We start from the raw sequence: 25,575 nt of genomic DNA on the forward strand, positions 1-25,575 counted from the left end.
GCTTGCCTTCTTTGATTTCAGGCTGCGCTATAAATATTCACAATAGGGCGCGAATTCTACGCAACTTCGCAGGTAAAGACAATAGCCTGTTTCGCTCTATTGCAGAAAAAAAACGCAACGTGAATGGGGACGTTTCACCGCCGCGTTTTTCAAGTACAATCTGTCATACATTTCATGCCACTGGCACGGTAAAGGCGCTTATCATAGCAGCGAACTGAGCGATAGCTGAACAGACTGATGAACTTAGAACAGATAAATGAACTCACCGCGCAAGATATGGCGGACGTCAATGCGACAATACTCGACCAGCTGAACTCGGATGTATCCCTCATCAATCAGCTGGGCTATTACATTATCAGTGGCGGAGGTAAGCGTATCCGTCCGATGATCGCTGTGCTTGCAGCACGCGCCATCAATAATTACGAAGGTAAACAACATATTACCGTCGCGGCGTTGATCGAATTCATTCATACCGCCACGCTGCTACACGATGACGTCGTGGATGAATCAGATATGCGCAGAGGTAAAGCCACCGCGAACGCCGCGTTTGGCAATGCTGCCAGCGTGCTGGTCGGTGATTTTATCTACACTCGCTCGTTCCAGATGATGACCAGCCTCGGCTCGCTGAGGGTTCTGGCCCTGATGTCTGAAGCGGTCAATGTGATTGCGGAAGGCGAAGTCTTACAGTTGATGAACTGTAATGACCCGGACATCACCGAAGAAAGCTACATGCGCGTCATTTACAGCAAAACCGCACGCCTGTTCGAAGCAGCAGCACAGTCCTCGGCCATTCTGGCAGGTGCCAACGCGGTACAAGAGCAGGCTTTGCAGGATTACGGCCGCTACATCGGCACCGCATTCCAGCTCATTGATGATCTGCTGGATTACAGTGCCGATGGCAAAACGCTGGGTAAAAACGTGGGTGATGACCTGAGTGAAGGTAAACCGACACTGCCGTTATTGCATGCCATGCGTAACGGAACACCGCAGCAAGCCAGCATGATTCGTACTGCGATTGAAGAAGGTAACGGACGCCATTTACTGGAACCTGTTCTGGAAGCAATGCACCAGTGTGGCTCACTGGAATGGACGCGCAATGCTGCGGAACAAGAAGCCGATAAAGCCATTACGGCTCTGAAAGCCCTGCCTGAGTCGCCATGGCGGAGTGCGCTGGAAGCCCTTGCGCACATGTCAGTTCAGCGCGAATTCTAATGCCATAAATTAAACAGAAAGCACACCACTTCGTGCTTTCTGTTTTTTTGTCCGCCCTTCAGATACACTTTTTTCACGCGCACTCCCCCATGCCCCCGGCACGTCACTTCTAATTTTGCGTAACGTTACGCAAAAAAACAGTTATGCCTGAAATTTATTGGAATTTAATGGAAGTTATTTGCTATAAACAGCCTGTTATTGTGAAATATAACAAGTTGCTTTATCGGAATAATACCTACAGCAGAGTGCAATTGATGACAACAATCCGCGCCCTGTTTTCCAAAAGTGCCCATGGAGGATAAGCACATGAAACACTCTCAGCAAGACTGGCACCCAGCAGACATCATTGCCGGACTGCGCAAAAAAGGAACCACCCTCGCCGCCCAATCCAGACTGGCAGGCTTAAGTTCATCGACGTTAGCCAATACGTTGAGTCGACCCTGGCCTAAAGGAGAGTGGCTGATCGCCGATGCCCTGAATGTGCATCCGGCAGAAATCTGGCCCAGCCGCTACTACGATCCTAAAACACATCAACTTATCGACCGTAAGAAACTGATCCGCAGTTAAAAAAAAGGGCCGGTATTGAATACCGACCCTTTTTTATTGCGGGAAAATCACTCTTCGCCGCTGATGCGCTGAATATTTGCGCCAAGCGCCATCAGCTTATCTTCGATGTGCTCATAACCGCGGTCGATGTGGTAGATACGATCCACCAGAGTCGTACCTTCCGCAATACAGCCTGCCAGAACCAGACTGGCTGAAGCACGCAGATCGGTCGCCATCACCTGAGCACCCGACAGCTTCTCCACGCCATGGCAAATCAGCGTATTGCTCTCAATTTCACCGTGTGCGCCCATACGAACCAGCTCCGGCACATGCATGAATCGGTTCTCAAAAATGGTCTCGGTGATCACGCCCGTACCTTCTGCCACCAGATTCAACAGGCTGAACTGGGCCTGCATATCAGTCGGGAAACCTGGGTGTGGTGCCGTGCGCAGGTTTACCGCTTTTGGCCGCTTACCGTGCATATCCAGGCTGATCCAGTCGCTGCCCACTTCAATATCCGCACCGGCTTCACGCAGTTTAGCCAGCACAGCATCCAGAGTATCGGGCTGAGCCGCACGACAGACCACTTTACCGCCAGAGATCGCCGCCGCCACCAGGAATGTTCCGGTCTCGATACGGTCAGGCAACACGCGATAGACCCCACCACCCAGACGTTCTACGCCTTCGATAGTAATACGGTCGCTGCCAGCGCCAGTGATTTTCGCACCCAGCGTATTCAGGAAGTTTGCGGTATCCACAATTTCTGGCTCACGCGCAGCATTTTCAATAACCGTTGTTCCGGTTGCCAGCGTTGCAGCACTCATGATGGTGACGGTAGCGCCTACGCTGACCTTATCCATCACAATGTGTGCGCCCTTCAGGCGACCATTAACCGAGGCCTTCACATAACCTTCTTCCAGCTTAATCTCTGCGCCAAGTTGCTCCAGACCCGTGATATGCAGGTCAACAGGACGGGCACCGATGGCGCAACCGCCAGGCAGGGATACCTGACCCTGGCCAAAACGCGCTACCAGCGGCCCCAACGCCCAGATAGAAGCACGCATGGTCTTCACCAGGTCGTAAGGCGCACAGAAAATATTGACGTCACTGGCATCAAGATGCACGGAACCATTACGTTCAGCCTTTACACCCAACTGACTGAGCAGTTTCATGGTGGTATCGATGTCCTTCAGTTTCGGGACATTCTGAATCTCTACCGGCTCTTCAGCCAGCAAAGCTGCGAACAGGATCGGTAATGCGGCATTTTTAGCCCCGGAAATTGTGACTTCACCACTCAGGCGGGTCGGACCCTGTACACGAAATTTATCCATTGCAACTGCTCTCTGTTGTCAGTCAAAAAATCTGCTGTTCAGACTCTCACCACGCCAAACGTGGCGAACGCTGCACAGCTTAAAAACCGTTTAGTTTACGGTCACGCGCCCACTCTTCAGGGGTATAAGTCTTGATGGAAACCGCATGAATACGGTTATCCGCGATGTAAGCCATCAGGGGTGCATAGACCGTCTGTTGCTTCTTCACACGGCTCAGCTCGCCAAACAGTTCACCAACGGCAATCACCTGGAAATGGCTGCCATCACCAGTAACGTGGACTTCCTGCAGCGGTAACGCGCCCATCAGCACGGACTGAATTTCATTATTTTCCATGATGCTTTCAAATTCACTTGATAATAAACAGGCACACATCTTAGTGGAATCCGCCCCACTCTTAAACAAGCAAAAAATGCCAGGAGCAGCAGTAAAAGACTAAATGAGAATGGATAACAATACGGAGGCAGGATGAAAGAGGAACCGGCGCACCAGTTCCTGAAGTAAAAATGAGCAAACTCAAGGTGTTCCGCTGTCGTTACGCGGCGCATCGATTCTGGCGGCTTAGTCGCTGCCGACAATAATTTTCTGCAGGTTATAGAGCGTGATCAGCGAACTGAGTTTATCGGTGATGCCGATAAACTGCGGTACTCTTCCACGCTGTATCGCGATCTGTCGGAGATGGACCAGCAATGCCAGCCCACCGGAATCGACGCGATCCAGCCCGGAAACATCGATCGTTTCGACCCACTGCATCACCGCTTCCCGCTGCTGCCAAAGCGGCAACAGCGTTTCACGTTCCAACTCCCCGAAGAGACGCAGATGGTCCGTCTCTACCTCCCAACGCAGTTGTTCGCTCATTACGACTGCTTATTCAATGAAATCGGCTGCTGCGAGTAGGACTTCAACAGCGCCGTCAGGCCGTCGATACCTTTCGTACGTAGGGTGTCACTCCATTCGTTCTGCTTGGTCGTGATCATGCTGACACCTTCCGCAATCATGTCATAAGCCTGCCAGTGATTCGTGACGCTGTTTTTACGCCACTGGAAGTCCAGTCGTACCGGCGGGCGGCCATTCGGGTCAATGATGGTGACACGGATAGCAATAATATTGGCATCCCCCAACGGCTGAGGCGGAGCAATCTGGTATGTTTGCCCGTTGTACATCGCCAGCGCCTGGCCATAGGCCTGCGCAAGATAATCACCAAAGGCTTTGAAATAGGCATCACGCTGTGCTGGCGTAGCCTCTTTGTAGTAACGACCGAGTACCAGCGCCCCGGCGTATTTGATCTGCACATACGGCAACAGTTCTTCACGCACGATCTGACGCAGGTAGTTAGGATCCTGCTTAATTTTCGGTTGTTCACTCTTCAACCGGGTAAACGTTTTCGCGGCTGCTTCGTTCATTAATTTATAAGGATCGGTCTGATCCGCTGCGGCATTGGCTGCCACTGGTGCGATCACCAGCATCGCCACCATCAGTAAACGTTTAAACATTATTTGCCCTCTTCTGGAGTTGTCGTCGCCGGGGCGGGCACTGAGGCCGGCTCGTCACCCGACGCAGATGAATTTTGGTTTTTATCGTCACCGTTGCCGCTTTTGTACAGGAACTGTCCAATCAGATCTTCCAGCACCATTGCAGATTTGGTGTCCTGCAACGTGCTGCCGTCTTTAAGCGTAGCAGTTCCCATTTCCGGGTCATCAAACCCAATATTCAGGGCCAGATATTGCTCACCCAGCAGACCGGAGGTGCGCACAGCCAGAGAACTGGTGTCAGGGATATTGTTATATTTATCTTCAATATCCATCGTGACCTTCGGTGAGTAATTTTTCGGGTCAAGGGTAATGTCTTCAACCCGGCCAATGACGACGCCACCGACTTTCACCGGCGACCCTGCTTTCAGACCGCCAATATTGTCAAAAGTAGCATACAGCTTCCAGGTCGGTTCATTGCCCAGTGACTTCAGGTCGGCAACGCGCAGACAGAGAAAAATAATCGCGCACAGCGCCAGCAGTAAAAAGGCACCTACCCAAATCTCGCTTTTTTTCGTTTGCATTGAATCAGTTCCCAAACATCAGTGCTGTAAGCACAAAATCCAGACCGAGCACTGCCAGTGAAGCATGTACTACGGTACGCGTCGTTGCCCGACTGATCCCTTCAGAAGTCGGGATGGCGTCATAGCCGTTAAACAGCGCAATCCAGGTGACCGTCACCGCAAAAACGGCGCTCTTGATTACGCAGTTGATAAGATCCGTGCGCAGGTCGACCGCATTCTGCATGGCTGACCAGAAGAATCCAGGATCGATACCTTTCCAGCTGACACCCACCAGCCCGCCGCCAAGAATACCCACCGCGACGAAAATCAGGGTCAGCAACGGCATACTGATCACACCCGCCCAGAAACGCGGAGAGATAATGCGTCGTAGGGGATCAACCGCCATCATTTCCATACTGGAAAGCTGCTCAGTGGCTTTCATCAGGCCAATTTCTGCCGTCAGAGCTGAACCGGCACGCCCGGCGAACAGTAACGCGGTGACAACCGGGCCCAGTTCGCGTAGCAGCGACAGTGCGACCATCATGCCCAGGCCCGTTTCGGCACTGTATGTCTTCAGCACCAGATAACCCTGCAGGCCCAACACCATGCCGATAAACAGCCCGGAAACCACGATAATTAATAACGACATCACGCCAACGCTATACAACTGTTTTATCAACAGTGGCGCATGTTTACGAAAGCGAGGAATGCCAAACAATGCATGGAATAACATCAACCCTGCACGGCCAAAAGAGGCGCAGGTATTAATGCCCGTTCGCCCGAGTGACGCCAGTGCTCTTAGAAACATCAGTCTGTCACCCTCCCTGAGCCGACTAAATCTTGCAGATAATCCCCTGCCGGGAAACGGAACGGCACGGGCCCGTCAGCAATACCATCAATAAACTGACGCACGCGGGCATCATCATTTTCACGTAACTGTGGGGCTGTCCCCTGTGCAATCACTTTTTGATCGGCGATAATATACGCATAATCGGCAATGCTCAGCACTTCCGGGACATCGTGAGAAACCACGATACAGGTAACACCCAAAGCGTGATTAAGCTCATCGATTAACTTCACCAGCACGCCCATGGTAATCGGATCCTGCCCGACAAACGGTTCGTCGAACATAATCAAATCGGGTTCAAGTGCAATCGCACGGGCCAGAGCGGCACGCCGCGCCATTCCGCCAGACAGTTCAGAGGGTTTCAGATTGGCGGCACCGCGTAATCCCACGGCTTCCAGTTTCATCATCACCGTACTGTTCAGCAAGGGCTCTGGGAGACGGGAATGTTCACGCAGCGGCCATGCAACGTTGTCAAAGACGCTGAGATCGGTAAACAGCGCACCTGACTGAAACAGCATACTCATCTTCTTACGCGCTTCGTAAAGACGCGAACGCGACAGCGCGGGAATGTTCTCACCATTGAACCAGATTTCACCGCTGTCAGGCGGGATCTGCCCACCTATCAGTCGTAACAACGTAGTTTTACCGATCCCGGATGGCCCCATAATGGCGGTGACTTTCCCTTTGGGCACCGTAAGCGAGATGTTATCGAAAATCGGACGGTTGCCACGGGAGAAACTCACACCCCGGACATCCACCAGATTCGTCTCCGCCTGGCTCATAGTTACCTCTATCTTTATTTTTAGGCGATTAATTTACCCCCGATAGTAACGTATTACCCTCCGGGCCGGGCATTTTTACAGAATCTTACCTCTGTGACGTAGCTAAAGTTGGCATAAGTTTTACTTTTTGCTTTGAGACCGTCAAAATCACTGCCATTAAATTTTCCATGCCTTACTTCGTTGTCGCCACCTGCCCTCGACGATAAGACCTGACCACAAGGACACTTCATGCTCGTCGCTACAGCACTACTGATTATCGGTTTAGTCTTACTGGTTTATGGAGCCGATCGTCTGGTGTTTAGCGCCGCTATCTTGTGCAGATCCTTTGGTATTCCCCCGTTAATTATCGGAATGACCGTGGTGGGCATCGGCACCTCACTGCCCGAGCTGATTGTCTCGTTCTCTGCTGCTACACATGGGCAGATGGATATTGCCGTAGGAACAGCGATGGGCTCGAATATTACCAATATTTTGCTGATATTGGGAGGCGCAGCGCTGCTACACCCGCTCACCGTTCATTCAAACCTGATACGGCGTGAGCTCCCACTGATGCTGCTGGTCACCCTGCTATGCGGTGTGACGTTGTTCGATAACGAACTGAGCCGGAATGATGGTCTGGCGCTGATCGCTATCGCAGCCATCTATCTGTTGTTCATCATTAAAATCGCACGTCGTGCTGAACGCGACGGTAATGACTCTCTGACCCGGGAACAGCTGGCCGAACTGCCACGCGATGAGGCGGGCAATACCGTTGCTTTCCTGTGGCTGGCCGTTGCGCTGATCCTGCTACCCATGTCTACGCGTATGGTGATCGATAATGCGACGGTCATTGCTGATTATTTTGGCGTGAGTGAACTGGTGATTGGCCTGACCATCATTTCAGTAGGCACCAGCCTGCCGGAACTGGCTACGGTTATTGCCGGAGCACTAAAAGGCGAAGATGATATCGCCGTCGGAAACCTGATTGGTTCAAACATCTATAATATCGCGATTGTGCTGGGCATCCCGGCACTGATTCATCCCGGCACGCTCGACACCGCTATCTTCGCCCGTGATTATTGGGTGATGCTGGGTGTCAGTGCGCTGTTTACATTAATCTGTTTGCAACGCAGTCGTCGCATTGGTCGGCTGGCTGGTGCATTGTTGCTGTGCGGATTTATCGTCTGGGTGGGAATGCTCTATGGCTTCCCCTCTGTGACTTTCTGGTAAAAGGACTGGACTACTATGGCGCATATCACTGCCGATCCCGACTTTGACTTTCAACAGGCCGGGAAAGAAGTATTGCGGATTGAACGTGAAGGGTTAGAGCAGCTCGATCAGTACATCAACGACGATTTTACCCATGCCTGCAACCTGATCTATCGCTGTGGCGGTAAAGTTGTGGTGATGGGAATGGGGAAATCGGGGCATATCGGTAAGAAAATAGCCGCTACCTTTGCCAGTACCGGTACGCCATCGTTTTTTGTCCACCCCGCTGAGGCCAGTCACGGCGATCTGGGCATGGTCAGCCCCAATGACGTAGTATTAGCCATCTCTAACTCCGGTGAATCTTCCGAAGTTCTGGCACTGATTCCGGTGCTAAAACGCTTACGCGTCACATTAATCTGCCTCACCAGCCGCCCGGAAAGTGCAATGGGCCGCGCAGCGGATGTGCATCTGTGTGTTAAAGTGCCACAGGAAGCTTGTCCACTGGGCCTGGCACCAACGACCAGCACGACGGCAACACTGGTCATGGGAGATGCCCTGGCCGTTGCCCTGTTGAAAGCACGTGGCTTCACACCGGAAGATTTTGCGCTCTCCCATCCCGGCGGTGCGCTGGGGCGTAAGCTGCTACTGCGTGTTGATGATATCATGCACTCGGGCAGCGACATGCCGCACGTGAGCCGTGATGCTTCACTCCGCGATGCGCTACTGGAAATAACGCGTAAAAATATGGGAATGACGGTAATCTGCAACGATTTGATGAAAATCGAAGGCATCTTTACCGATGGCGATTTGCGCCGTGTCTTCGATATGGGCGTTGATATCCAGCATGCCGGCATCGAAAGCGTGATGACCCCGGGCGGGATCCGCGTTCGGCCTAATACCCTGGCAGTGGATGCGCTGAATCTGATGCAAAATAAGAATATTACCTCCGTGATGGTCGCCGACGGCGACACACTGCTGGGCGTGGTGCATATGCATGACATGCTTCGTGCTGGTGTGGTTTAACAAAGGAAGTGAACAGAAATGAGTCATTCAGCAGCCACCGTTGAGACCTGTTACGGCCCGGTCAGCCAACAGGTGATGGCACAAGCGCAGAACATAAAACTGTTGATCTGCGATGTCGATGGTGTCATGTCAGACGGCGTGATCTACCAGGGTAACAATGGTGAAGAACTCAAAGCCTTCAATGTGCGTGATGGTTATGGTATTCGCTGCCTGCTCACCTCCGGGATTGAAGTGGCTATTATTACCGGCCGTAAAGCCAAACTGCTGGAAGATCGCTGTGCCACACTGGGGATTACGCATCTTTACCAGGGACAAACGGATAAGCTTTTGGCCTTCCGTGAACTTCTGGATACACTGTCACTCAGTGCGGAGCAGGTTGCCTATATTGGTGATGATCTGATTGACTGGCCGGTCATGGCTGAAGTGGGCCTGAGTGTGACCGTTGCTGATGCTCATCCCATTTTGCTTCCCCGCGCTCACTACGTGACCCGTATTGCGGGTGGTCGTGGTGCAGTTCGGGAAATTTGCGATCTAATCCTGATTGCACAGGGCAAGTTTGATGAGGCCAAAGGGCAGTCGGTATGAGTAAAACAAGACGCTGGATGACGCTGATACTGGCACTGATCGCCATTGTGCTGATTGGCTGGAATCTGACTGCCACCGATGATAACGACGGTGCAGCAACGCAGGACAATAATGAACCCACCTATATGAGTGATAACTCACATACGGTAGTTTATAACCCAACCGGAGCGCTGAGCTACAAGCTGGTTTCTGACAAGGTGACCTATTTTTCGGCGGATGCTGTAACCTGGTTCGATAACCCGGTGATGACCACCTACGATGAGAACAAGGTTCCAACGTGGTCAGTGCGTGGAGACAAAGCCAAGCTCACTAACGATCGCATGCTGTACCTATACGGGCATGTGGAAGTTAACAGCCTGACGAAAGACGCACAGCTTGAGCGCATCAAAACAGATAATGCGCAAATTAACCTGACGACTCAGGATGTGACCTCGGACGATCAGGTAACACTTTATGGCAGCAGCTTTAACTCTACAGGTATGAAGATGCGTGGGAATTTACGGAAGAAAACTGCCGAGTTGATTGAAAAGGTCAAAACATCTTATGAAATTCAAAATGAACAAAAGCCTTAAGTTACTGACTGCAACCCTGCTGTTCGCCGTGAGCGTTCCTGCTTTAGCGTTAACGGGCGATTCGGATAAACCGGTGAATGTCGACTCGGAAAATCAGGCGCTGGATATGCAAGGCAACGTTGCCACGTTTACCGGAAAAGTCATCGTGACGCAGGGTACGATTAAAATCACGGCCGATAAAGTGGTGGTGACCCGTCCGGGTGGCGACAGCAATAAAACCATTGTTGATGCCTACGGCAATCCTGCGACCTTCTACCAGATGCAGGACAGTGGCAAACCCGTGCAGGGTCACGCCCAGAAAATGCATTACGAACTGGCGAAAGACCTGGTGGAGTTAACCGGCAACGCCTATCTGGAGCAGCTCGACAGCAACGTCAAAGGCGATCGCATCACCTATCTGGTGAAAGAGCAAAAAATGCAGGCCTTCGGCAGCAGCGGCAAACGTGTCACTACCGTACTGGTGCCATCGCAGTTGCAGGACAAAGGCACACCGTCAAACGGTCAGAAAAAGAGTAACTAACGAACATGGCAACCTTAATTGCGGAAAACCTCGCGAAGGCTTACAAAGGCCGCCGCGTGGTTGAAGATGTCAGCCTGCAAGTGAAGTCTGGCGAAATCGTGGGCCTGCTTGGCCCGAACGGCGCAGGCAAGACCACCACGTTTTACATGGTGGTTGGCATCGTGCCGCGTGATGCAGGTCGTATCGTGATCGACGATGAAGACATCAGCATTTTACCGCTGCATGCGCGTGCGCGTCGGGGCATTGGCTATCTGCCACAGGAAGCCTCTATTTTCCGCCGTCTGAGTGTTTACGATAATCTGATGGCGGTGCTGCAAATTCGTGATGATCTGACCAGTGAGCAGCGTGAAGATCGTGCTAATGAACTGCTGGAAGAGTTTCACATCGAACATTTACGTGACAGCCTCGGTCAGGCGCTATCAGGCGGTGAACGCCGCCGCGTAGAAATTGCCCGTGCGCTGGCCGCCAATCCAAAATTCATCCTGCTGGATGAACCGTTTGCCGGTGTTGACCCGATTTCCGTTATTGATATTAAAAAGATTATTGAACACCTGCGTGACAGCGGCCTCGGCGTGCTGATCACCGACCATAACGTACGTGAAACGCTGGCAGTGTGTGAGAGAGCCTATATCGTCAGCCAGGGGCATCTTATCGCCCACGGCACCCCGGAAGCGATCCTGGCCGATGAGCAAGTTAAGCGTGTCTATTTGGGTGAAGAGTTCAGACTCTGATAAGGTGTTCACATTCGGTAAGTTTTCTGGGGAATTAATACTCTGAATATGAAGCAAGGTTTACAACTCAGGCTGAGTCAACAGCTTGCCATGACGCCACAACTGCAGCAGGCCATTCGCCTGCTGCAACTCTCTACGCTTGAACTACAGCAGGAAATTCAGCTGGCGCTGGAAAGTAACCCGTTGCTTGAACAGACCGACATTCACGAAGAAGTTGATACCCGCGAATATCAGGAAACAGAAGCGCTGGATACCCGGGAAGCGCTGGAACAGAAAGACATGCCCGAGGAGCTTCCACTGGATGCGACCTGGGATGAAATCTACACCGCTGGTACGCCGTCAGGCACGGGTACCGATTACCATGACGATGAGTTACCTGTTTATCAGGGTGAAACGACCCAGACACTACAGGACTATCTGATGTGGCAGGTGGAGCTAACGCCTTTTACCGATACCGATCGCGCGATTGCGACCTCCATTGTCGATGCTGTCGACGATACGGGCTATCTGACCGTGTCGCTCGAGGAAGTGCTTGAAAGTATGGGTAACGACGAGCTGACCCTTGACGAAGTGGAAGCAGTGCTGAAACGTGTACAGCGTTTTGATCCAGTAGGCGTCTGCGCCCGCGATCTGCGCGACTGTTTACTGGTACAGCTCTCCCAGTTTGCGGCAGATGTGCCGCTGCTGAAAGAAGCACGGCTGATTGTCAGTGAGCATCTCGACCTGCTCGCCAACCATGATTTCCGCAGCCTGATGCGCGTCACACGCCTTAAAGAAGACGTGCTGAAGGGAGCGATGCAGGTCATTCAAACGCTTGACCCGCGCCCAGGCCAATCGATCAATACTCAGGAACCCGAGTATGTCATTCCAGATGTGCTGGTGCGTAAAGTCAGTAATCGCTGGATGGTCGAGTTGAATGCAGACAGTGTGCCGCGTCTGAAGATTAATCAGCATTACGCTTCACTAGGCTCAAGTTCACGCAGCGACAGTGATTCGCAGTTTATCCGCAGTAATTTGCAGGAAGCCAAGTGGCTGATTAAAAGCCTGGAAAGCCGAAATGATACGCTGCTGAAAGTGACACGCTGTATCGTGGATCAGCAGCAGGCCTTTTTCGAACAGGGCGAAGAGTATATGCGCCCAATGGTGCTGGCTGATATTGCCAGTGCCGTCGAAATGCATGAATCGACCATTTCCCGTGTGACCACCCAGAAATACCTGCACAGTCCACGTGGTATTTTTGAACTTAAGTATTTTTTCTCCAGTCACGTCAATACCGAAGGAGGGGGCGAAGCGTCCTCAACGGCGATCCGTGCACTGGTGAAAAAATTAATCTCGGCGGAGAATCCCGTCAAACCACTCAGCGACAGCAAGCTCACCTCCATGCTTTCCGAACAGGGAATTATGGTGGCACGGCGCACTGTGGCAAAATACCGAGAGTCTTTATCCATCCCGCCATCAAATCAGCGCAAACAGCTGGTCTGAACGAACAGAGAAGGAAGACACTATGCAGCTCAATATCACTGGACAGCACGTTGAAATCACCGAGCCACTGCGCGAGTTTGTGACAGCGAAGTTTGCCAAACTGGAGCAATACTTTGACCGGATTAACCAGGTCTATATTGTTTTAAAAGTGGAGAAAGTGACGCAAATTGCCGATGCAACATTGCATGTGAATGGCGGTGAGCTGCATGCCACCTCGGAAGATAAAGATATGTACGCGGCGATTGACGGCCTGATCGACAAGCTGACTCGCCAGTTGAATAAACACAAAGATAAGCTAAAACAACACTAAATCTCACAATGCATTGATGGTGTTTCAGCAACCCGCTTCTACTGGCATAGGCTGAAAGCGGTATCGGCTCGTATTCTTCCGGGAATACGAGCCGTTAATCAATACGGCATGTTAATCTCTTGATCTGAACGCTGGTAAAGAGTGTCCTGCCTGCGGAAGTGAAAAGTTAAGTGAAACTATGATGAACAATGATTTGAAACTGGAACTGGGCTCCGTCTTGAGCATCTCGTGTACCCGTAATGGCGTACATTGCCAGAGCAAAAAACGGGCGCTGGAAATTATCAGCGAGCTTGCGGCGAAACAGCTTAACCTCCCGCATCAGACAATTTTTGAAGCGATTCTGACGCGTGAAAGAATGGGCAGCACCGGTATCGGTAATGGCATTGCCATCCCGCACGGCAAGCTGGAAGAAGATACGCTACGCGCAGTCGGTGTCTTCATTCGCCTTGACCAGCCCATCGCGTTTGATGCAATTGATAATCAGCCCGTGGACCTGTTGTTTGCCCTGCTGGTGCCAGCAGATCAGTGTAAAACACATCTTCATACTCTCTCTCTGGTTGCCAAGCGCCTGGCAGATAAAACCGTTCTGCGTCGCCTGCGCGCCGCACAATCCGATGAAGATCTTTACGAGATCATCACGGAAGATCACGAAGAGAGTTAGTCATTCTTGCCACAGTCCCCGACATAATGAAGTTGCAGCAACGCAGCGAAACGCAGCGCTGGTGCAGCTTCTGGTCTAAGGGAAAGCGGGTTAAATTGGGGGAAAAGTGAAATGGTGCTGATGATCGTCAGCGGTCGCTCAGGCTCAGGGAAATCAGTGGCATTACGCGCGCTGGAAGACATGGGTTTTTACTGCGTGGATAACCTGCCTGTAGTCTTGCTACCTGATCTGGCTCATTCGCTGGCTGAGCGCAACATATCTGCTGCTGTGAGTATCGATGTACGTAACATGCCGGAATCTCCGGAGGTATTTGAAACCGCGCTCACCAATTTGCCAGACTGTTTTTCGCCGCAGCTTCTGTTCCTGGATGCTGACCGTAATACCTTAATCCGTCGCTATAGCGATACCCGTCGCCTGCATCCGCTCTCCAGTAAAAATCTGTCGCTGGAAAGTGCCATCGATGAAGAAAGCGATCTGCTGGAACCGCTACGTTCCCGTGCCGATTTGATTATCGACACCTCAGAAATGTCAGTGCACGAGCTGGCAGAGATGCTACGTACCCGCCTGCTGGGGAAACGCGAACGTGAACTGACCATGGTATTCGAATCTTTCGGTTTCAAACACGGTATTCCCATTGATGCCGACTATGTGTTTGATGTCCGTTTTCTGCCGAATCCACACTGGGATCCAAAGCTGCGTCCGATGACCGGTCTTGATCGCCCCGTTGCCGCCTTCCTTGATCGTCATACTGAAGTGCATAATTTTATTTATCAGACGCGCAGCTACCTCGAGTTATGGTTACCGATGCTGGAAACCAATAACCGTAGCTATCTGACAGTGGCGATCGGCTGTACCGGCGGTAAACATCGTTCCGTGTATATTGCCGAGCAACTGGCAGATTATTTCCGCTCGCGCGGTAAAAACGTTCAGTCTCGTCACCGTACGCTGGAAAAACGCAAATCATGACCGTAAAACAGACTGTTGAGATTAAAAATAAGCTGGGTATGCACGCACGTCCGGCGATGAAGCTGTTCGAACTGGTACAGAGTTTTGATGCTGAAGTGCTGCTGCGCAATGAAAGCGGTACTGAAGCGGAAGCGAGCAGCGTGATTGCGCTACTGATGCTTGACTCAGCTAAAGGCGGTCATATCGAAGTAGAAGCCAGTGGTGCGCAAGAAGAAGAAGCGCTGGCCGCGGTGATCGATCTGTTTAATGCCGGATTCGACGAAGACTAATCATCCCCCTGAACAGACCGGCGTTTCAGCCGGTCTGTTGGCTATTTCCCGCCCGAATTAATGCAACTTATGTTCCCGCAGGAAACTCTCCCCCCCGAGCTGGCGCATCTGGCGCATAATCCACTGTTGGCGCTGACGCACATAGCCAGACGGAGCATCAGCCCTGAAGCGAATGGGGTTGGGTAGCACTGCAGCCAGTAGCGCGGCTTCAGACATAGACAGGCGACTGGCCGGTTTATGGAAATAGCGTTGAGAGGCCTCCTCTACGCCAAAGACCCCTTTCCCCATCTCCGCCACGTTAAGATAAACAGTGAGGATCCGGCGTTTGGTCCATACTGTTTCAATTCCCACCGTCAGACCGGCCTCCAGGCCTTTACGCACCCAGCTCCGTCCATCCCAGAGAAATACGTTTTTGGCCGTTTGCTGCGAGAGTGTCGATGCGCCGCGCATACCCGCTTTCTCATTACTGCTGTCCAGTACTGACTGAATAGCGGCCACATCAAACCCCCAGTGCGTAGGGAACTTCTGATCTTCAGAGGCAATAACCGCCAACGCCATCCACGGTGAAATCTTATCCATCGACACCCAGTCAGAATGAGCCACATAGCGAAAATCACCACTGAACCAGGCGCTCAATTGCCGTTCGGCCATCACGGCAGAAAATGGCACCGGTAAAAAAGCAAAGAGGACAATACCACCCACCCATAAACCCATTACGACCAGGACCAGGCGAAATAGCCCCGATTTGATCCGCGCCATCACGCGCACTTTATTGCGACTCATACCCGAGGATCCGCCCAAAATTTATCAGTATGAAAATACACCAGGATTTCTCCATGATTGTCAGTTACTCCGACATAACCGGAATCGGTTCCATTAAATCACGCACTTTACCTTCACTCTACGATGGATCTGTCGGAAGCAGAAAGCACTCGAAATTGATTGGTTCATCCTGCTTATAAATTTCATCTGGACGCTTTCGATTATTCAGCCTCATAGAAAGTAAATCCCGTGTCGATTTGGCCTTAGAGTCGATTCCACATCGTTTCACGTTACTGGAAAGAGCTGTTTATCTTTCTGAACGGAGTCAGCATTTACCGACCGCTGGAGGGCGATTCGGTAATTTGTGCTAGCAGAAACCAAAACGTTTCGGAAAGCCAGACCAAAAACCCAACAATAACTAAATAAAACATCAACTTACAAACAATAAAATCGATTACAGCAGCGAGACTCCCGTACCTAAGTAAAAAGTCATCAGAGCAAAAAGTTTACGTCAATCCCAGGACCTGGGGAAAAGCCACAATCGTTCAATAAATATGCGTATTATCGTAAAATGTAATTCGCCGCTTGACTGGATTGTAAAAATCGGTTCTTCTGTTTACGAACGCTGCTCAACATCACACATTTTAATGAATCCCGTAACATGTGACGCAAGATTTGCTAAAGTAGTGACTGAGCATTGTTATGTTCACCCAATACCTAAACCTGAGCTCTCGACGATTCTTATCAGAATAGCTCAGGAGGACCTTTTTCCCTGGTGTTGGCGCAGTATTCGCGCACCCCGGCTTCGGTCGGGGTCATTTTTTTTCAGCGTCCGTAACCCATTGCCGTAACACTTCCACGTCATTGCGCCACTCGTGCTTAAGCTCATCAATCCATTCCTGAACGTTATCCCACCATGCAGGCAGCTCAGGGCTTTGAATCTGTTTTGCAACCTGCTGCAAATGTGTCAGCCCTACGGAACCCGCAGCACCTTTAATTTTGTGGCCCTCTTCCGCAATGCCTTTTTGATCGCGCGCCATCATGTTGGAATCCAGTACCGCCAGGTAACCCGGCATCATCTGTTCGAACATCGCGAGGCTCTGATGGATCAGTTTCGGCCCGACCAACTCGATATACTGTTCAAGCATGGGCACATCCAGTAACGCCAGTTCTTTCTCATCCATATTGAACTCCGGTGCATCAGGTAGATCGATTGCCTGGAAATCCCAGTATCTTTTGATCATCGCCGTGAGTGCAGGAACGGCCAATGGCTTGCTCAGAACATCATCCATACCCGCATCAAGGTATTCACGTTTATCCTTCAGGACGTTCGCCGTCAGTGCCACCAGCGGTGGCAGATGCTCTCCGGCATGACGCTGGTGGATGATGCGCGCCACATCCAGTCCGGTCATGTCGGGTAGCTGGATATCCAGCAACACCAGATCAAACTCGTCAGGGTCAAACATATCCAGTGCAGCTTGCCCTGTCATCGCCACTTCTACGCTGTTACCCAGCTTCTCAAGCACCGAACGAGCAACCACAACGTTCAACTCAATATCCTCCACCAGCAGCACGTGCAGCGCGGGCAGTGGCAAATCTTCTTCCTGCTGTTCATCCTCGAGGTCTTCGATCACACGCGGTGCGTTGAGCGTCAGGGTGAAGCAGGAACCCTGACCAGGCGCGCTATGCACGCAGATGTCGCCTCCCATGCTTTGAGCCAGGCGGCGGGATACCGCCAGTCCAATCCCCGTGCCCGTCGCAGGCTTGCCGCCACGCTGATCCTTCACCTGGTAATACATGGCAAAAATTTTGTCCTGCTCATCCTGCGGGATACCCATGCCAGAATCTTCGACTTCGAAGCACAGGCAGTCATCCTGCTGATAGCCAACCCGCACCACAATTTCCCCTTGCTGGGTAAATTTCACCGCATTACCAATCAGGTTCCACAGGATCTGACGAAGGCGTGTGCCATCAGCAATAATTTTGTGGGGAAGCGGGAGCGAGGGCGCCAGCACAAACTTCAGCCCTTTTGGCTCAGCCAGCAAACCGGAGAGGTTTTCCAGATCGGCCAGGAACCCTGTGAAATCAATAGGCTGATTATCCAGCTGCACTTTGCGGCGCTCGATTTTGTCCATCTCAATCACATCGTTGAAAATGTTACCCAGTGTAATAGCGGAAACATGGATGGTTTTAAGATACTTCAGCTGTTCCTGGTTGAGGCGGGTATCCAATAGGATACGGCTCAAACCCACAATGCCATTAAGCGGCGTACGAAGCTCGTGGCTGATAGTAGAGATAAAGGTCGTCTTATCCCTACTGGCATTCTCTAACGCGTCCTGGTAACGCTTACGCTCGGTTATATCGCGTCCAAAGCCCATCAGCCCACTACGTTTCCCTACGCGGTCGTAATAAGGCACCTTCCGAATTTCAAAACAGGCCTTGCGCCCATCAGGATATTGCAGCCACTGCTCATAAGTCAGGGAGACATTATGACGGAAGACTTTCTCATCAGTTTCCAGCACTTTGGTCGCTGCGTCGTCGTCGTAGACATCTTTTGGAGACAGGCCGATAAGCTGTTTTTCGCTTTTGCCCGTGAGCAATTCCATCGCGCGGTTGCAGCCTGAGAACTGCTGGTCAACATTGCGGTAGAACACGAGATCAGGGGAGGCATCAAGGAATGAACGCAGGAAAGAGGATTGTTGTTCGAGTTCGATTTGCGCTTCTTCACGCCGCACCATCTCCTCTTTCAGTTTCGCCACCACCTGCAGGCGTGCATCTTCGGCTTTAATACGGTCAGTAATCTCCTGATTTAACTGGACAATATTACCCTGCATCTGCTGATTAAGTTCCAAATCACGGTTACGCATCTCTTCAAGCTTATCGACAAGCCGGGCAAGACGCTGACGCGATTCTTCCAGTTGCTCCACCACCACCGAGAGGAAGTAAACCGCCCAGGGCGTAATCAGCAGACCGAAAAATACCGAACGTACCATATCGATACTTTCGACATGACCACGCAGCACCATGGTGACGGCCATCTGCACAATCATGGCCAGTACCACCAGCGCCGATGCCAACAGCAACGAGAAGCGCACCAGCCCCAGTTTGACCATCAAATCAACGTAGTACTGCGCTAATAACCGAATTTGTTTCATAAAGGATTCCTTCCAGTCGGATAGCGGCAATCATACCGGAATTGAACAAAAGACCAACGCGCTATCTCCCCACGCTGGGTCAGAAACCTGCACACTAATAGTGCAGCAGCACCCACAGCCCGCAGCGGGTTATGACGGGATTTTCCGCGCCCTGCGGCCTGAGACTGGTACTGGCGGCAAAACCAGGCCTGGCAATGCTCTCACCAGGGTGGCCGACAATAAAAACTTTTTTTCCCTCTCAGCAAAAAGTTACCCTTTAAGATATTGACTAAATTTTATAACTGCATAATCTGTAGGGCCGCTCTGGATTCAGCGCGCCTTTCTCTTGTTGATACTTTTCATAGCGATGGTCAGCCTTACTCGCAGTCTCTCGTCACACCTAACGAATAATCATTCACAATTAATGAAATATTAATCACACCTGGCATGATTAATTTTACTAATGACACCCCTCTGTTTAATTCAAATAACCCCACTCGCCAAAAACAGTGTGTTCCTGCGGTTATCAAGCGCCTAACAGCACATTCTGCTGCCAATAACCCCGGCACCAGCATGGTGCAGAGATTTGCCCGCTGCCCTATAGTGAGTCAGCTCACACTTCCTGTGCCTTCATGCACGGGTCGATAGGGTTAAAATATGGCATTATTTTGTTATTTATCATGAAGATAATTCACAAAACACGCTAAAAGGTATAAGTAAGATCGCTATTTGACCTGAGTACGCTTTCCCGATAAGTTGGAAATCCGCTGGAAGCTTTCCTAACGGGCCAGTGTCTCGGCATATCTATGCAGCAAGTAGACTCCCTCGTGATGCAAGTTATCTCCAATTTGAGACCCGGAATTTCGTGAGCAACTCATTCAAGGACGTTTAAACAAATGTCCATCAATGGAATGTTCGGAGTCACGGTGTCTGCGTTTTAGCGGCATAAAATGATACAGAGCCAGAGAAGACTGCCCGTAGCGCTCTGTGCCTGAAGAACAGTGGTAATGTCAAAAGCAGTTTAAGGAGGCCCTCAATGTCCAACTCAAAACCTTATCCCTATGGCTTGTATGATCCATCAAAAGACAGTGATAGCTGTGGCGTAGGTTTCATTACTCGTAAGGACGGCGAGCAAACTCATGAGGTTCTGCAGATGGCACACAATGCCCTGTGCACCGTTCCTCATCGCGGGGGTATGTCAGCCGAAGGCGTGGGTGATGGCGCTGGCGTCAACGTTGACCTCTCTTTGCACTTTTTCCGCAAAATTACCGGATTGCCGCTGGAAGCGGGCCGTTATGGCGTCGGTAACTTCTTTGTGCCGAAAGACAGTGCGCTACGAGCCAACGCCGAGCGCCTGGTCGAAGAAACGCTGGCCGCCTATGATTTGACGATCATCGTTAAGCGCGATATGCCGCTGGATAACAGCGTGCTGCGCCCGGCGGCGATTCAGTTCCAGTTGCCTATCGCGCAATGGGTGTTTACTGCCCCGGCCGATGTGACTAACCAGATTGATTTTGAAAAACGCATTTACCGTGCCCTGCTGGACATCGAAGCCCGCGCCTTTACTGAAAGTGAATTTGGCGGACTCTATCCGCTGTCGCTTTCCTCGCGCACGCAGGTATTTAAAGCACGTCTGAACTCCAATGAAGTGATTCCTTATTTCCAGGATCTGACCGATGCTGACCACCAGGTGCGCGGTCTGTTCTTCCATACCCGTTTTTCCACCAATACCGACCCGCACACCACCATGGCACAGCCGTTCCGCCTGATGGCGCACAACGGTGAACTGAACACTGACCGTAAAAACCGCATTGCAGAATCTGCACTTGCGCTGGCACGCGGTAAGAAGATCGTGCGTCCAAAAGGCCAGTCAGACAGCTCCCGTCTTGACCAGAGCATCCACAGCCGCCTGATGGAAGATAACCTGGACCTGATCACCGCCGTGGTATCGATGATGCCGCCAGCATGGGAAAACGATCCATCATTGTCTGCTGAAGTACGTGCGATGCTGGAATATTTCTCACTGTACGAAGAGAAGAATGACGGCCCGGCCGCTCTGATCTTCGGTAACGGCGAAGTGATTGGTGCGCGTCTTGACCGTCTGGGGCTGCGTCCCCTGCGTTCTGTCGAAACCGCTGAATATATTGGTGCGATGTCGGAAGCGGGCCAGATCGCCTTCCCACCGGAAAGCGTACTGCGCCGTGGCCGTATCGAAGCGGGCGGGATGCTCTATTACGATCACAGTGAAAAACGCAGCTACACCACCATCGAAGCGCTGGAGAAACTGGCTGCGGTGGCTGACTATCCGGCTATGCTGGCAGAGTCGCGCGTCACATTACAGGAACTCCCGGTTATTCCGGCAGAGCAACAAGGCTCGCCTCTGCGTTACAGCGGTGACCTCAAAACCTATCAGCGTTTTGTGGCTTACTACTACAACCAGGAAAGCTTCAAATTCATGATGGATCCGATGCTGACCACCGGCGCTGAGAAAATTTCAGCGATGGGTTACGGCAACGCGATTAACGCCCTGTCCGATCACGAAGGCGGCATGGCGCACTACTTCTCCCAGCGCTTTGCCCAGGTCACTAACCCACCGCTGGATTCTATCCGTGAAGTGGACGGCATGACGCTGCGCGTAGCATTAGGCGCTAAACCGCATCTCGGGCGCAGTAAAGGCCACCAGATTGTGGTTCCAACACCGATTCTGACGCATCTGGATATGCTGCAGCTGCGCGAGCAGACCGTGGCACCTTATGCCCGTTTTGAAATGCTCTACGAGCCAGTTATCGGAACCGATCCTGAAAGCCGTGCGGCCAATGCTGATGCGCTGGAAAAAGCCATTGATGCCCTGGCGCAGGATGTGGTTGATTTTGCCCGTGAACAGGGCGGCATCGCCGTTATTACTGACCGCCATATTTCCTCGACGCGTGCGGCTATCCCGATGCTGCTGATGGTGTCGGCGATCAACCAACGCCTGGTGCAGGAAGGCCTTCGTCTTGATGTCTCACTGGTGGTGGAAAGCGGTCAGAGCATCTCTTCACATCACATTGCCGCTACCCTCGGTTTCGGTGCTTCGGCGGTTTATCCGCTCGGCGTTCAGATGCGTGCTGAAGAGAAGTACGGTGAAGGCGAAGAAGGTAATAAAGCCTTTAAACGCTATGCCAAAGCCGCTGAAAAAGCCCTGATGAAAACCATGGGTAAAGTGGGTCTGTGTACCGTTGAAAGCTACAGCTGTGGCGAATTCTTTGAACCGAATTTCCTGGATACCGAAGATCGCGTGCTGAAGAAGTATTTCCCGAATATCAAAACCCCGGTGGGCGGCGCTGGCTTTGCCACCATCGCGCAGATGGCCGTTGACTGGCACCAGAGTGCGCTGCGCATTCAGGGCGAGTCTGACGTACCGTTGCTGGGGCTGTTTAAAGAGCGTGCAGAAGGTGCAGGCCACTCTTACGGAACCATTGCCGTACGTACCTTTATCGATATGACTGAGCAGCCTATCCGCTTTACCGACAAAGCCCGTGAGGAGGATAATTTTATCCGCCTGATGACGCTGGCCAAGCTGGATAATGCCTTCAATATCAAAGCGAAGTCCTTTACTGACAGCAGCTTCGAACGCATCCCGAATGAGGTGATCGATAACTTCACCATCACCGCTGATTACCGCCAGTTCTCCAGCCTGATGCTGGAAGAGCGTAAACGTCGCCCGGCGGCCCTGCGTGATATTCTCGCCCTGCCGGCAGACTTAACGCACGTGGACAGTGAAGCAGAATTCACCCGTAAGCTGGGACGCTACTCGCTGGTCAACAACGGCTTTGCCGTGCGTGGGCTGGAGTGTGAAGCGACAGAAGGCAGCGACGATCGGTTTACGCTGCGCCTGACTGATGCCATCGTCGGCCTGAAAAGCGAGTATGACCGTTTGACCACGCTCTCCGTCGTCCTGAAAAAACGCTTTGGTGACGCGATTCAGCATGTCGAAGTGGCGGCGGATGCTCTGCACCTGACGGCAACCGGAAAAGCAGCAGATTATCTGTCACGCATCTTCACGATCTCTCCGGCACTGCCATTGAGTGAAGTGCAGCCCGCTCACGAAATTACCCGTACCTTTGCCTCTGGCGCGATGAGCCACGGTGCGCTGGTCGCCCCGGCACACGAAGCCGTTGCTCACGGCACCAACATGGTGGGCGGCATGAGTAACTGCGGTGAAGGCGGTGAACACTACTCACGCCATGGGACCATTCGTGCTTCACGTATCAAGCAGCTGGCATCCGGTCGTTTCGGCGTCTGGGCCGCCTATCTGGCTGACCCTATGCTCGAAGAGCTGGAAATCAAGATTGGCCAGGGCGCAAAACCGGGTGAAGGCGGCCAGTTACCGGCAGCCAAAGTGACGGTAGAAATCGCGGCGGCACGTGGTGGTACACCGGGCGTGGAGCTGGTTTCACCTCCTCCGCACCATGACACCTATTCGATTGAAGATCTGGCGCAGCTGATCCACGACTGTAAAGCGGCGCGTGTGCGTGTCATCGTCAAACTGGTTTCCTCTGAAGGTATCGGCACCATTGCCGTTGGCGTGGCGAAAGCCGGTGCCGATGTCATCAACGTTGCCGGTAACACCGGGGGAACCGGGGCAGCCTCGGTCACCAGCCTGAAATACACCGGGCGCGTGGCAGAAATCGGCATCGCCGAAGTGCATCAGGCGCTGTGTGCCAACGGCCTGCGTGAAAAAGTGCTGCTGCGCTGCTCTGGCGCACAGCAGACAGGTAGCGACGTAGTGAAATCCGCGCTGCTGGGCGGTGACAGTTTCGAGTTCGGTACCACTGCACTGATGATGCTGAAATGTGTGATGGCGAAAAACTGTAACGTGAAATGCCCGGCAGGCCTGACCACCAATGCCGAAGCCTTTGATGGCGATCCGCGCCAGCTGGCGCAATATTTTATCAACGTTGCGCATGAAGTGCGTGAAATGCTGGCGCGTCTCGGCCTGCGCTCACTGCGCGAAGCCCGTGGCCGCTCCGATCTGCTGCACCTGATGGATCACCCACTGGAAGTCGGCAAACTGGATCTGCGTGCCATGTTGACCGTAGTGCCCGAGCTGAAAATCGCCCGTCCAGTCTATCTGGAAAAAGATTTTGAGCTGGATAACGGCTGGATTGATCTGCTGAACGATCAACTGGTCAGCCAGGGATCCACTGAGATCAAGCTCGGCGCAGGGATCACACTGAACAACCGTAACAAGAGCGTGGGCGGTCAGTTGGCTATCGACATTGAGCGCCTGCTGAACCATACACTGAACGCTGAGCATTTGAGCCGTATTCCGGCCGCGCTGCTGGACGATCGCGGGCGCCGCTATCTGGCACCGGCGACGATCACTATCTCTACCTCCGGTTCTGCTGGCCAGTCCTACGGCGTGTTCTGTAACGATGGCATGCGCCTGGAACATTACGGCACCTGTAACGACGGTGTGGGTAAGGGCCAGTGCGGCGGGGAGATTGTGGTGATGTCGCCTGGCGGCGGCTCACAGGACGCGGAAGGCAACGTGTTGATCGGTAACTTTGCCCTGTTCGGTGCCACCGGCGGGCGTCTGTACGCACAAGGCCAGGCGGGTGACCGTTTTGCCGTGCGTAACTCCGGTGCGACTGCGGTTGTTGAAGGCGTCGGTGATTTCTGCTGCGAATATATGACGAACGGTGCGGTGCTTAACCTTGGTACGTACGGTACTGGGTTTGGTAATGGCATGAGCGGCGGTTTCGCCTACCAGTACGACCCGTACGGCACGCTGGCGGGTTCTGCTGCCGGTGATTCCGTGATGCTGGGTTCCATCACCGATGACAACGAGATGGCACGCGTTCATAAAGAAGCGGTACTGACCATGCTGAACTGGCATCTGGAAGCGACCTCTTCTCCGCGTGCTCAGTGGTTGCTTGATCACTGGGAAACAGAGAGCCAGCATTTCGTTTACGTGATGCCGCGTTCCCTGTTGCTGTATCAGGATGGTGCTGAAATCCTGAAAGCGAAAACCCGTAAGGATTTGCTTGAAGAACTCTCTACCGCACTTGCCGGTCATCAGGTCGCGAAATTTAAAGCGGCATGGCGTGAAGGTAAAGCCATCGCCAATGGTGCGGTTCCGGGCTACGGCGCAACGGATACCCCCGAGATGCTGGTGTTGTTAAACAACTACACCGTCCTCAGCTCTGCGCAACAGCTGGCACTTTCGCGTCTGCCGAAAGGTACTTCAGTGGAAGACCCGGCAGTTGAGAAAGCGGTACGTAACCTGCTGATGACCGAGGATTTCACGCTGATCAGCAAGTTGCAGCGCCACGGTCGCGCGGCCATTGAAAGCTACAGTGATGAAGAGCTTTCCTGCCTGATTGGTGCGAAGCGCATGACCGATTATAAAGCCGCGCTGACGCAACGTAACATCCGTTCAATGGACAGTCTGGCGACGTACGGTTGGATCATGTATCAGGATGCATGCAACAGAGAAGTACTGGGACGACTGCCTGACTTTGAAGAGCTGTTTGCTCGTGCTGCACTGCCTGAACTGGCTGCCGCAGTCGGCAAATTAGCCTGATTATTGATAAGAACAGAAACTAATATTCTATAACGAGTATTCAAACGGGATTGAGT

The 25,575-nt window shown here is 52.3% G+C and carries 23 protein-coding genes; 14 read left to right on the forward strand and 9 right to left on the reverse strand.

Annotated elements, in window-relative coordinates; translation table 11 throughout:
• Positions 1-237: 237 nt before the first annotated feature.
• Together ispB and WH277_RS28245 are read left to right on the forward strand one after the other, a co-directional pair.
• Positions 238-1,212, forward strand: coding sequence for an octaprenyl diphosphate synthase (ispB, locus tag WH277_RS28240; RefSeq protein WP_133844073.1), 975 nt, complete (start codon positions 238-240; stop codon positions 1,210-1,212).
• Between the two features lie 306 nt (positions 1,213-1,518).
• Positions 1,519-1,779 carry a helix-turn-helix domain-containing protein gene (locus WH277_RS28245; RefSeq protein WP_133844075.1) on the forward strand — a complete coding sequence of 87 codons (261 nt, stop codon included), beginning with the start codon at positions 1,519-1,521 and terminating at the stop codon, positions 1,777-1,779.
• Between the two features lie 47 nt (positions 1,780-1,826).
• On the opposite strand, the gene murA is transcribed toward WH277_RS28245, so the two are convergent.
• The 7 genes from murA to mlaF form a co-directional block, all read right to left on the reverse strand.
• On the reverse strand, positions 1,827-3,089 hold the full coding sequence (murA, locus tag WH277_RS28250) for a UDP-N-acetylglucosamine 1-carboxyvinyltransferase (RefSeq protein ID WP_133844077.1): 1,263 nt from the start codon (positions 3,087-3,089) through the stop codon (positions 1,827-1,829).
• A 79-nt stretch (positions 3,090-3,168) separates the two neighbouring features.
• Positions 3,169-3,423, reverse strand: a complete 255-nt coding sequence (gene ibaG / locus WH277_RS28255; RefSeq protein ID WP_133844079.1) for a BolA family iron metabolism protein IbaG — start codon at positions 3,421-3,423, stop codon at positions 3,169-3,171.
• Between the two features lie 225 nt (positions 3,424-3,648).
• On the reverse strand, positions 3,649-3,945 hold the full coding sequence (mlaB, locus tag WH277_RS28260) for a lipid asymmetry maintenance protein MlaB (protein WP_133844081.1): 297 nt from the start codon (positions 3,943-3,945) through the stop codon (positions 3,649-3,651).
• On the reverse strand, positions 3,945-4,580 hold the full coding sequence (gene mlaC, locus WH277_RS28265) for a phospholipid-binding protein MlaC (RefSeq protein WP_133844083.1): 636 nt from the start codon (positions 4,578-4,580) through the stop codon (positions 3,945-3,947). The genes mlaB and mlaC overlap by 1 nt, the downstream gene beginning before the upstream one ends.
• Positions 4,580-5,140: an outer membrane lipid asymmetry maintenance protein MlaD gene (gene mlaD, locus WH277_RS28270; protein WP_133844085.1), complete on the reverse strand. Its 561-nt coding sequence runs from the start codon at positions 5,138-5,140 to the stop codon at positions 4,580-4,582. Before mlaD ends, mlaC begins: the two co-directional genes overlap by 1 nt.
• A 4-nt stretch (positions 5,141-5,144) precedes the next feature.
• Entirely contained in the window at positions 5,145-5,927 is a 783-nt protein-coding gene (gene mlaE / locus WH277_RS28275; protein ID WP_133844087.1) for a lipid asymmetry maintenance ABC transporter permease subunit MlaE, read from the reverse strand.
• Positions 5,927-6,748 (reverse strand): phospholipid ABC transporter ATP-binding protein MlaF, encoded by an 822-nt coding sequence (mlaF, locus tag WH277_RS28280; protein WP_133844089.1) that lies wholly within the window; start codon positions 6,746-6,748, stop codon positions 5,927-5,929. Before mlaF ends, mlaE begins: the two co-directional genes overlap by 1 nt.
• Positions 6,749-6,976: 228 nt before the next feature.
• Between mlaF and WH277_RS28285 the strand changes: the two genes are divergently transcribed.
• From WH277_RS28285 to npr, 11 genes are all read left to right on the forward strand, one after another.
• The gene (locus tag WH277_RS28285; protein ID WP_159337316.1) at positions 6,977-7,957 is read left to right on the forward strand and encodes a calcium/sodium antiporter; all 981 of its coding nucleotides are present in this window, start codon (positions 6,977-6,979) and stop codon (positions 7,955-7,957) included.
• 15 nt (positions 7,958-7,972) lie between these two features.
• Positions 7,973-8,959 carry an arabinose-5-phosphate isomerase KdsD gene (gene kdsD, locus WH277_RS28290; protein WP_133844093.1) on the forward strand — a complete coding sequence of 329 codons (987 nt, stop codon included), beginning with the start codon at positions 7,973-7,975 and terminating at the stop codon, positions 8,957-8,959.
• Positions 8,960-8,977: 18 nt separating this feature from the next.
• Positions 8,978-9,544, forward strand: a complete 567-nt coding sequence (kdsC, locus tag WH277_RS28295; protein WP_133844096.1) for a 3-deoxy-manno-octulosonate-8-phosphatase KdsC — start codon at positions 8,978-8,980, stop codon at positions 9,542-9,544.
• Positions 9,541-10,116, forward strand: coding sequence for an LPS export ABC transporter periplasmic protein LptC (gene lptC, locus WH277_RS28300; protein ID WP_133844098.1), 576 nt, complete (start codon positions 9,541-9,543; stop codon positions 10,114-10,116). The genes kdsC and lptC overlap by 4 nt, the downstream gene beginning before the upstream one ends.
• Positions 10,088-10,636, forward strand: a complete 549-nt coding sequence (lptA, locus tag WH277_RS28305) for a lipopolysaccharide ABC transporter substrate-binding protein LptA (protein ID WP_133844100.1) — start codon at positions 10,088-10,090, stop codon at positions 10,634-10,636. Before lptC ends, lptA begins: the two co-directional genes overlap by 29 nt.
• 5 nt (positions 10,637-10,641) lie before the next feature.
• Positions 10,642-11,367, forward strand: coding sequence for an LPS export ABC transporter ATP-binding protein (gene lptB / locus WH277_RS28310; protein WP_133844102.1), 726 nt, complete (start codon positions 10,642-10,644; stop codon positions 11,365-11,367).
• Between the two features lie 48 nt (positions 11,368-11,415).
• Positions 11,416-12,849 (forward strand): RNA polymerase factor sigma-54, encoded by a 1,434-nt coding sequence (gene rpoN / locus WH277_RS28315; protein WP_133844105.1) that lies wholly within the window; start codon positions 11,416-11,418, stop codon positions 12,847-12,849.
• A gap of 22 nt (positions 12,850-12,871) precedes the next feature.
• Positions 12,872-13,159 carry a ribosome hibernation promoting factor gene (hpf, locus tag WH277_RS28320; RefSeq protein ID WP_133844107.1) on the forward strand — a complete coding sequence of 96 codons (288 nt, stop codon included), beginning with the start codon at positions 12,872-12,874 and terminating at the stop codon, positions 13,157-13,159.
• Positions 13,160-13,337: 178 nt separating this feature from the next.
• Positions 13,338-13,820 (forward strand): PTS IIA-like nitrogen regulatory protein PtsN, encoded by a 483-nt coding sequence (gene ptsN / locus WH277_RS28325; protein ID WP_133844109.1) that lies wholly within the window; start codon positions 13,338-13,340, stop codon positions 13,818-13,820.
• Between the two features lie 111 nt (positions 13,821-13,931).
• A complete protein-coding gene (gene rapZ / locus WH277_RS28330) occupies positions 13,932-14,786 on the forward strand; it encodes an RNase adapter RapZ (protein ID WP_133844111.1) in 855 nt (284 codons plus the stop codon).
• Positions 14,783-15,055: a PTS phosphocarrier protein NPr gene (gene npr / locus WH277_RS28335; protein WP_133844113.1), complete on the forward strand. Its 273-nt coding sequence runs from the start codon at positions 14,783-14,785 to the stop codon at positions 15,053-15,055. The genes rapZ and npr overlap by 4 nt, the downstream gene beginning before the upstream one ends.
• Positions 15,056-15,112: 57 nt before the next feature.
• Here npr and mtgA read toward each other — a convergent pair whose 3' ends face one another.
• The gene (mtgA, locus tag WH277_RS28340) at positions 15,113-15,838 is read right to left on the reverse strand and encodes a monofunctional biosynthetic peptidoglycan transglycosylase (RefSeq protein WP_133844115.1); all 726 of its coding nucleotides are present in this window, start codon (positions 15,836-15,838) and stop codon (positions 15,113-15,115) included.
• 794 nt (positions 15,839-16,632) lie between these two features.
• The gene (gene arcB / locus WH277_RS28345; protein WP_167863383.1) at positions 16,633-18,972 is read right to left on the reverse strand and encodes an aerobic respiration two-component sensor histidine kinase ArcB; all 2,340 of its coding nucleotides are present in this window, start codon (positions 18,970-18,972) and stop codon (positions 16,633-16,635) included.
• Positions 18,973-19,987: 1,015 nt separating this feature from the next.
• Here arcB and WH277_RS28350 point away from each other — a divergent pair.
• Positions 19,988-25,519: a glutamate synthase-related protein gene (locus WH277_RS28350; RefSeq protein ID WP_159337315.1), complete on the forward strand. Its 5,532-nt coding sequence runs from the start codon at positions 19,988-19,990 to the stop codon at positions 25,517-25,519.
• Positions 25,520-25,575: the final 56 nt, after the last annotated feature.

Origin of the sequence: Erwinia sp. MYb416 (assembly GCF_037479575.1) — a bacterium.
Lineage (GTDB): Bacteria > Pseudomonadota > Gammaproteobacteria > Enterobacterales > Enterobacteriaceae > Erwinia > Erwinia rhapontici.

Coding starts and splice junctions, on each gene's coding strand:
- ibaG (WP_133844079.1), bottom strand. CDS start 3,423: ATGGAAAATAATGAAATTCAGTCCGTGCTGATGGGCGCGTTACCGCTG.
- kdsD (WP_133844093.1), top strand. CDS start 7,973: ATGGCGCATATCACTGCCGATCCCGACTTTGACTTTCAACAGGCCGGG.
- mlaD (WP_133844085.1), bottom strand. CDS start 5,140: ATGCAAACGAAAAAAAGCGAGATTTGGGTAGGTGCCTTTTTACTGCTG.
- WH277_RS28285 (WP_159337316.1), top strand. CDS start 6,977: ATGCTCGTCGCTACAGCACTACTGATTATCGGTTTAGTCTTACTGGTT.
- mlaF (WP_133844089.1), bottom strand. CDS start 6,748: ATGAGCCAGGCGGAGACGAATCTGGTGGATGTCCGGGGTGTGAGTTTC.
- mtgA (WP_133844115.1), bottom strand. CDS start 15,838: ATGAGTCGCAATAAAGTGCGCGTGATGGCGCGGATCAAATCGGGGCTA.
- hpf (WP_133844107.1), top strand. CDS start 12,872: ATGCAGCTCAATATCACTGGACAGCACGTTGAAATCACCGAGCCACTG.
- lptA (WP_133844100.1), top strand. CDS start 10,088: ATGAAATTCAAAATGAACAAAAGCCTTAAGTTACTGACTGCAACCCTG.
- WH277_RS28350 (WP_159337315.1), top strand. CDS start 19,988: ATGTCCAACTCAAAACCTTATCCCTATGGCTTGTATGATCCATCAAAA.
- rapZ (WP_133844111.1), top strand. CDS start 13,932: ATGGTGCTGATGATCGTCAGCGGTCGCTCAGGCTCAGGGAAATCAGTG.
- rpoN (WP_133844105.1), top strand. CDS start 11,416: ATGAAGCAAGGTTTACAACTCAGGCTGAGTCAACAGCTTGCCATGACG.
- npr (WP_133844113.1), top strand. CDS start 14,783: ATGACCGTAAAACAGACTGTTGAGATTAAAAATAAGCTGGGTATGCAC.
- mlaC (WP_133844083.1), bottom strand. CDS start 4,580: ATGTTTAAACGTTTACTGATGGTGGCGATGCTGGTGATCGCACCAGTG.
- murA (WP_133844077.1), bottom strand. CDS start 3,089: ATGGATAAATTTCGTGTACAGGGTCCGACCCGCCTGAGTGGTGAAGTC.
- kdsC (WP_133844096.1), top strand. CDS start 8,978: ATGAGTCATTCAGCAGCCACCGTTGAGACCTGTTACGGCCCGGTCAGC.
- ptsN (WP_133844109.1), top strand. CDS start 13,338: ATGATGAACAATGATTTGAAACTGGAACTGGGCTCCGTCTTGAGCATC.
- mlaB (WP_133844081.1), bottom strand. CDS start 3,945: ATGAGCGAACAACTGCGTTGGGAGGTAGAGACGGACCATCTGCGTCTC.
- WH277_RS28245 (WP_133844075.1), top strand. CDS start 1,519: ATGAAACACTCTCAGCAAGACTGGCACCCAGCAGACATCATTGCCGGA.
- mlaE (WP_133844087.1), bottom strand. CDS start 5,927: ATGTTTCTAAGAGCACTGGCGTCACTCGGGCGAACGGGCATTAATACC.
- lptC (WP_133844098.1), top strand. CDS start 9,541: ATGAGTAAAACAAGACGCTGGATGACGCTGATACTGGCACTGATCGCC.
- ispB (WP_133844073.1), top strand. CDS start 238: ATGAACTTAGAACAGATAAATGAACTCACCGCGCAAGATATGGCGGAC.
- arcB (WP_167863383.1), bottom strand. CDS start 18,972: ATGAAACAAATTCGGTTATTAGCGCAGTACTACGTTGATTTGATGGTC.
- lptB (WP_133844102.1), top strand. CDS start 10,642: ATGGCAACCTTAATTGCGGAAAACCTCGCGAAGGCTTACAAAGGCCGC.